The following is a 1,889-nucleotide window of genomic DNA, read 5'->3' on the forward strand; positions in this document are numbered from 1 at the left end:
GGTCCGGCCGGTCCAGGCCCCACCGTGGCGCGCCCGCGCGGCCGGGCGCGTGCGGGCACCCGCCCGGCCCCCCCTCGCCGGGGGGCTCCGGGACCGCCGCGCGGCGGGGTCCGTCCCAAGGGCTGCGATGGTCGTCGTCACCACGTGCACCCTTCGGCGATACTCCCCCCATGGGCAAGACCTATGAGCGGATCGAAGGACGGCTGAAGGACTTCATCGAAGCCCAGCCGATGTTCTTCACGGCCACCGCGCCGCTGGCGGCCGACGGGCACGTGAACCTCTCGCCGAAGGGGCGCCGGGGCACGTGGCGGGTGCTCGACGAGCACCGGGTGGCCTACCTCGACTTCGGGGGCAGCCACGCGGAAACCCTCGCGCACCTGCGGGAGAACGGGCGGATCACGCTCATGTGGTGCGCCTTCGAGGGCCCGCCGAACATCGTGCGCGTCCACGGCACCGGCGAGCCGGTGTTCCGCGACGACCCGCGCTTCCCCGAGCTGGTCGCCGGGTTCGGCGACGCCGACGGCCCCGCGCTGCGCGCCGTCGTGGTGGTCACCGCGAAGCTGGTCAGCGACACGTGCGGGTTCGCCGTGCCGTTCCTGGAGTACCAGGGCGAGCGCACGCTGCACGCGGACTACTTCGGCCGCAAGACCGACGAGGAGTTCGCCGCCTACTGCGCGGGCAAGGAGCACAACCAGGCCAGCATCGACGGGCTGCCCGCCCTGCCCCTGCCCCTCCCGCCGAGGTGACCGTCGACCTCGACGCGGTCTTCTCCCGGGTGCCCGCGCCCGACCCGCCGGCCGCGCTACGACGACCTGCCGCGTGTGGCCGGGCGCCGGGTCAGGTGTTCCCGCGCAGGCGCCGCAGCTCGTCGCGGGCGTGCACGACTCCCGGCGTGTCGTCACCGCCGGCGCGGGCGAGTTCGTGGGCGAGGTCGCCCGCGCCCTCGATCAGGTGTCGGGCTTTGCGGCGGCTGCGCAGGTGCCTGCGATAGGTCTTGCGGTCCTTGCGCAGTCCGCTGACCGCGTCGAGCAGCGCCGAGTCGAGGGCGCCGGTGCCGATCTCCGGGGCGAGCAGGTCCCGGGTCCAGGCGCGTTCACGGCGAGCCGCCAGGCGCAGGACCGCGAACAGGGCGACGAGTTCGACGGCGGCGATGAGGAGGGGCAGCACCGCGATCCAGGACCCGCCGCCGCTGAGGCCGGCCATGTCGTCCCAGGTGAAGTGGAAGGTCATCGCCATGAGCATGACCAGCACACCGCGCACCACGTGGCGCTCGCCCGGCGCGCGGCCCAGCACCCACATCAGACCGGCGCAGAAGATGGCGCTGAACAGGGCGTGGGACACGATCCCGGACGCGCCGCGGACGAGGAACATGTGCAGGGTCGAGCCGAACTGGTCGACGCCGTACGCCTGGACGGCGCCGTTGTAGGCGTACAGGACGTCCTCGAAGACCTGGAAGCCCAGTCCTGTGAACGCGCCTATGACGAACCCGTCGTAGGCGCCGCGCACCAGGCGCGGGGCCAGGCCGATGAGCAGCACCAGGCCCAGTGCCTTGCCGAACTCCTCGGTGATCGGTGCGGTGAGCCCGGCGGCCCAGTCGGAGGCGAAGGACGTGCCGCCGAGCTTGGTCCAGATCTCCAGCAGCGCGCCGTTGGCGGGCAGCGCGATCCAGAACGTCGCGGCCACGCCGCCCCAGGCGAACCCGGTCGCCAGCAGCCCCGCCGGCAGGGCGGTGAAGCGGTTGTGGTGGCGCAGCAGCAGCAACCAGGGCACCAGGTAGAGCCCGAACAGCAGCACGCCCCCGGCCAGGGCCGGGGCGTAGAAGCCGGCGTTCTGCCCGAAGTAGCGGAGCATGCTCAGCGCGCCACCCCCGACACCGAACGCGTAGACCC

Annotated in this window: 2 protein-coding genes; one reads left to right on the forward strand and one right to left on the reverse strand. The window is 73.2% G+C overall.

Annotated features, from left to right (window positions below; translation table 11 throughout):
* Nucleotides 1–170 precede the first annotated feature (170 nt).
* Complete coding sequence (locus ACFV4N_RS43280; protein WP_499678514.1) at nt 171–746, forward strand: pyridoxamine 5'-phosphate oxidase family protein; 576 nt, start codon at nt 171–173, stop codon at nt 744–746.
* A 91-nt stretch (nt 747–837) separates the two neighbouring features.
* Here ACFV4N_RS43280 and ACFV4N_RS43285 read toward each other — a convergent pair.
* Nucleotides 838–1,889 (reverse strand): PrsW family intramembrane metalloprotease (locus ACFV4N_RS43285; RefSeq protein WP_499678515.1); only part of this gene is annotated, 1,052 nt, incomplete at its 5' end.

The organism is Actinosynnema sp. NPDC059797 (assembly GCF_042732085.1).
GTDB lineage: Bacteria > Actinomycetota > Actinomycetes > Mycobacteriales > Pseudonocardiaceae > Actinosynnema.